Source organism: Kribbella sp. (assembly GCF_035687465.1).
Taxonomy (GTDB): Bacteria; Actinomycetota; Actinomycetes; order Propionibacteriales; family Kribbellaceae; genus Kribbella.
This window is the reverse complement of sequence record NZ_DASRXP010000171.1, coordinates 1-5,232: the sequence shown is the minus strand read 5'-3', so window position 1 is coordinate 5,232 and position 5,232 is coordinate 1. Positions and strand designations below refer to the sequence as shown.

Genomic DNA, 5,232 nt, shown 5'->3' with positions numbered 1-5,232 from the left:
GAAGACGACCGTGACAAGGAGCGGGAGGAGCCGGAGGTTGTCGGACCCGTCACCTCCGCCGCTGTAGCCGCCGAGACTCTGGATGAGCTCCAGGGCCAAGAGCCGAACGAGCAGGTCCAGGACCAGCAGCCGGAAGAGCAGCAGCCGGCGGTGCAGGAGCCTGAAGTGCAGGAGCAGCAGGTGGACGTGCGGGGGCAGGGTGGCGAAGCTGCGCCGCAGGTCGTGCTGCCGACAGCTGAGGATGAGCGTCTGGCGCGGGAGCAGGGTGAGCAGGTGCCCGACCCGGTTGAGGCGCCGTTGGATGTCGACCAAGGCGAGCGTGCGGCCCCGGAGCAGAGTGGGGTGGTTCCCGATCCGGTTGAGGCGCGGTTGGAGGCGGATCGGCGGGAGCGTGCCGGCCAACCCGCGGGCGGTCAGTTGAGTGGGCAGGGTGATGGGCTGGGGGCGGGGGAGAAGAAGGGGATCTCAGCGGAGGAGAGGGCGCGGCTGCAGGGGATTCAGAGTGGGCAGACCGAGGCAACCCGGGCGACGCAGCAGGAGCAGGGCGGCGAGTCTGTGGTCGCGGGGACGGCTGGTCGCAATCCCGGTGCCCAGCATGCCAAGCTCACGGGACGTGGCCCTGGTCGTGGCACGGGCGATCGAGGCTCCGACGGCGCTGGTCTGCAGCAGGAGTGAACTTCGCCGAACAGCCCGCAGGGTCAGTAGACGATGGCTTGGGTGTTGTCGGTGAGGATTTCTTCGGTGAAGGCTGGTGCGCCGGCGATGCGGGTGCCTGGGACTAGGTCGGCTTCCGTGAGGTCGCGGCGTTTGGCGCACTGCGTGCACACCGTCAGCTGACCGCCCGCCAGTACTCCGGCCAGCAGGTCCGCCAATGGTGCCGCATGCGGTAACTCGAAGGCTTCAGCGCGACCCGGTACTGCGAACCACACCGCCTCCCCGGTCAACCACAGCGACACCGTGGCTCCGGCGGCGACCGCCGTCGCGGCTACGGTGAACGCCTGGTTCGCGCGTTCGGGTTCTTCGGCACCTGCGGTCAGCTTGATCACCAGCGTGCGGGACATCACGCCACCGTAGCCGAGAACCCCGAACGCATCCCCTAGACTGACCAACGTGCTGCACGTCATCTTCACGAGCCTGCTGGTCCTGGTCTGCGTCTTCATGGGCTGGTTCTCGGCATTCGTCGTCTACCGGCTGTACCGCGGCCGCGGTGTGAACTGATGGCGTTCGAGATTCCGCAGGACCTGCACCCCGACCTGATGCCGGTGGCCTGGCTGCTCGGTCGCTGGGAAGGCCGCGGGCACGGTGACTACCCGACGATCGAGAAGTTCGAGTTCGGGCAGCAGATCGACTTCAGCCACAACGGCAAGCCCTACCTGCACTACGTCAGCCAGACCTACGTGGTCGGCGAGGACGGCACGAAGGAGCGCCCGCTCGCGGTCGAGACCGGGTTCTGGCGGCCGAAGCCGGACAACAAGCTCGAGGTCGTGCTCGCGCACCCGACCGGCTTCGCGGAGATCTGGTACGGCGAGATCGACGGCGCCAAGATCGAGATGCGGACGGACGTGGTGGCTCGGACCGCCACGGCCAAGGAGGTCACCGCCGGCCACCGGCTCTACGGCTTGGTCAACGGCGAACTGATGTGGGCCTACGACATGGCCGCGGAAGGGCATTCGCTCCAGCCGCACCTCTGGGCCACGCTCGTCCGCGCCTGATCCCTGTCAGCTCTCGGACACCCACGAATACTCCACCTTCGGACGCCCACTCCGGCCGTCGTAGCGCTGCGTCCGCAAGGCCTGCCCTTGGTCGGCCAAGTGCTCGAGATAGCGCCGAGCCGTGATCCGCGACGTTCCCAGCTCGGCACCGACCTCCTCGGCCGTCCATCCCTCACGGTTCCCGAGTAGCTTCACGACCCGATCCAGTACTGACCCGGCCAGCCCCTTCGGAACACTCGAAACAGTTGCTGGATGCAATAGCCGGTCCACCTCGTCCTGGTCCGCGACCACCTGACCGGACTCCGCTGACCGTCGTTGCCGGGCATAGGCGTTGAGCCGATCCCTCAACGTTTCAAAGGCAAACGGCTTCAACACGTACTGCACGACCCCGATCCGCGCCGCCGCCTGAACCGCGGCCACCTCTCGCGCTGCAGTCACAGCGACCACGTCCGTTTGGTTGCCCGCAGCCCGCATCCGCCGTACTACGTCCAATCCGTGGCCGTCAGGCAGGTTCATGTCCAGGAGAACCAGATCCACCTGTTCCTGACTGAGCACGTGCAGTGCGCGAGCCGCAGTACCGGCAATGCCCAGGCAGGTGAAGCCGGGCAGGCGGTCGACGTACGTGCGATGTGCTTCGGCGGCGACCGGGTCGTCCTCCACGATCAGGACGCGCAGCTGGTCACGCACTCGCACTCACCGCCCGTGGCAGCCGGACCCGGACCGTCAGTGCCGGGACCTCGTCCAGCTCCGAGTCGGGATCGACCATCAGCGTGCCCTGCCAGCGTTCGACCGTGCTCCGGACGAGGACCAGCCCGAGCCCGTGCCCTGGTTCGGACTTGGTGGTCCAGCCGCGCTCGAACATCCGCGCCAGCTCGGTCGCGCCCAGTTCGGCGCCGGTGTTGGTGACCGCCAGGTCGATGGCGTCGGGCGTCGTACCGGCCTTCAGTTCGACCCGCCGCGGGGCAGGTCCACCGCGGGCGGCCTCGATCGCGTTGTCGAGCAGGTTGCCGACCACCGTGACGACGTCCTGGGCGGGCAGCCGGGTGTTGAGGGCCTCCGAACCGAGCTCTAGCGTGAGCAGGACGCCGCGTTCCTGCGCTTGCGCCAGCTTCGCGAGCAGCAGCGACGCGAGCACTGGATCGCCGACCGTACCGACCACCCGATCCGTCATCGCCTGGGCGAACTGCAATTCCGAGACCGCGAACTCCCGGGCCCGCTCCGGCCGGCCGATCTCGATCAGGCTGACCACCGTGTGCAGCCGGTTCGACGCCTCGTGGTTCTGCGCCTGCAGCGACTCGGCCAGGCTGCGCACGGCGTCCAGCTCACCGAGCAGCGCCTGTAGTTGGGTGTGATCGCGCAGGGTGATGATCCGGCCGGACCGGGCCGGCTGCTGGTTCACCACGACGACCCCCTGCGCCCCGAGGTGCAGTTCGTCGTACGCCGTGCGCCCGGCGCCGAGCAGGTCCGACAGGGCAGCGGGCAGATGGAGCTCCTCGATGGGGGTGCCAGGTGGCACCTGCCCCAGACCGAGCAGGCGCCGGGCCTCGTCGTTGACCAGCTGGACCCTGCCGTCCCCGTCGACCAGCAGCAGGCCCTCCCGGGCGGCACGCAGAACGCCTTGGTAGAAGTCGAGCATCCAGGCGAGCGACTGGGTACCCATCCCGCGAGTCGCTCGCCGGACCCGCCAGGAGACCAGGGCGTTGCCGGCGATGGCGACGCCGAGCATCAGGCTGGCGATCCCGAGCATGGACCGCAACTCGGGCTCCAGCAGGTCCCCCCAACCAGGCGACGCGATGCCGGTCGCGGCGGCGTCCCGGTCGGCCTGCGCGCGGGCCCGGCTGGCCAGCACGATCCAGACCATCGCGATCAACACGGCGACCGTGATGGTTTGCAGCCAGAGCACCTGGCGCCGCAGCTCCCACGGCCTTCTCATCTCGTCACCCTGCACAGCATGCGGACATTGTGCACACCAGTGCCCCCACTGGTCTCCGTCCAGTGCCCCCACTGGTCTCCGTCCAGTGGGCCAACTGGTCGCCGCGCGCCGAGGTGTGGGCGACGACCGCGAACGATATGAACGAAATGCACAGTTCCTCTGTGCGTCACGTCACAGTTACTCAGAACCAGCCCGCCCGGCCGATCAGGAGTCCCCCATGTCGAGCCCGAACGAAACCCGTCCGACGCCGGTTCGCAACGACCGGACCCACTTCCTCTACATCGCCGTCATCGTCGCCGTCGCACTCGGCATCGGCGTCGGCTTCCTCTTCCCGGACTTCGCGGTCGAGCTGAAACCGCTCGGCACCGGGTTCGTGAACCTGATCAAGATGATGATCAGCCCGATCATCTTCTGCACCCTGGTGCTCGGCATCGGGTCGGTCCGGCAGGCGGCCAGCGTCGGGAAGGTCGGCGGTCTCGCGCTGGGCTACTTCCTGGTGATGTCGACGGTGGCGCTCGCCATCGGCCTGGTGGTCGGCAACCTGGTCCAGCCCGGCTCCGGCCTGAACCTGACCGACAACCTGCGCGAGACCGGCCAGAAGCAGGCCGAGACCGCGGTCCACGAAGGCACCGCCGACTTCTTGCTCGGCATCATCCCGAAGACGATCTTCTCCTCGCTGACCGAGGGAACGGTGCTGCAGACGGTCTTCGTCGCACTGCTGGTCGGCTTCGCGCTGCAGAGCATGGGCTCGAAGGGCCAGCCGATCCTGAACGGCATCGGGCACCTGCAGCGGCTCGTCTTCAAGATCCTGTCGATGATCATGTGGGTCACACCGATCGGCGCCTTCGGGGCGATCGCGGCCGTGGTCGGCGACACCGGCTGGGACGCCCTGGTCAGTCTGTTCAAGATCATGGCGGCCTTCTACATCACCTGTCTGATCTTCGTGATCGTTGTCCTGGGCACCATTCTCCGGGCGGTCACCGGGGTCTCGATCTTCCAGCTGCTGAGGTATCTCGGCCGGGAGTTCCTGCTGATCGTGTCGACCTCGTCGTCGGAGACCGCGCTGCCGCGGTTGATCGGCAAGATGGAACACCTCGGGGTGCAGAAGCAGGTCGTCGGCATCACCGTCCCGACCGGCTACTCGTTCAACCTGGACGGCACCGCGATCTACCTGACGATGGCGTCGCTGTTCATCGCCGAGGCGATGGACCAGCCGTTCAGCCTGGGCCAGCAGATCTCCCTGCTGCTGTTCATGATCATCGCCTCCAAGGGCGCGGCCGGCGTGACCGGCGCGGGCCTGGCGACGCTGGCCGGCGGACTCCAGTCGCACCGGCCGGAACTGGTCGACGGGATCGGCCTGATCGTCGGCATCGACCGGTTCATGTCCGAGGCCCGGGCGCTGACGAACTTCGCCGGTAACGCGGTGGCGACGATCCTGGTCGGCCACTGGGTCGGTCAGTTCGACAAAGCCCAGGCCAAGCAGGTCTTCGCCGGCGAGGACCCCTTCGACGAAGCCGCCTTCGCGGCCGGCGACACCCACGCCGGCGACGTCCCGGAAACCACCCCCGAAACCACCCCCGCACCCGT

6 protein-coding genes are annotated in these 5,232 nt (G+C 67.9%); 3 read left to right on the top strand and 3 right to left on the bottom strand.

Going from position 1 to position 5,232, the window contains the following annotated elements; translation table 11 throughout:
• On the top strand, positions 1-675 hold a 675-nt coding region (locus tag VFG33_RS08825), incomplete at its 5' end, for a hypothetical protein (RefSeq protein WP_325024317.1).
• Between the two features lie 23 nt (positions 676-698).
• Here VFG33_RS08825 and VFG33_RS08820 read toward each other — a convergent pair.
• A complete protein-coding gene (locus VFG33_RS08820; protein WP_325024316.1) occupies positions 699-1,061 on the bottom strand; it encodes a DsrE family protein in 363 nt (120 codons plus the stop codon).
• Positions 1,062-1,217: 156 nt separating this feature from the next.
• Here VFG33_RS08820 and VFG33_RS08815 point away from each other — a divergent pair, with 156 nt between their 5' ends.
• A complete protein-coding gene (locus tag VFG33_RS08815) occupies positions 1,218-1,712 on the top strand; it encodes a heme-binding beta-barrel domain-containing protein (RefSeq protein WP_325024314.1) in 495 nt (164 codons plus the stop codon).
• Between the two features lie 6 nt (positions 1,713-1,718).
• On the opposite strand, the gene VFG33_RS08810 is transcribed toward VFG33_RS08815, so the two are convergent.
• Positions 1,719-2,399, bottom strand: coding sequence for a response regulator (locus VFG33_RS08810; RefSeq protein ID WP_325024312.1), 681 nt, complete (start codon positions 2,397-2,399; stop codon positions 1,719-1,721).
• Entirely contained in the window at positions 2,392-3,645 is a 1,254-nt protein-coding gene (locus tag VFG33_RS08805) for a sensor histidine kinase (protein ID WP_325024310.1), read from the bottom strand. Before VFG33_RS08805 ends, VFG33_RS08810 begins: the two co-directional genes overlap by 8 nt.
• A gap of 217 nt (positions 3,646-3,862) precedes the next feature.
• Here VFG33_RS08805 and VFG33_RS08800 point away from each other — a divergent pair.
• On the top strand, positions 3,863-5,232 hold a 1,370-nt coding region (locus tag VFG33_RS08800; protein WP_325024308.1), incomplete at its 3' end, for a cation:dicarboxylate symporter family transporter.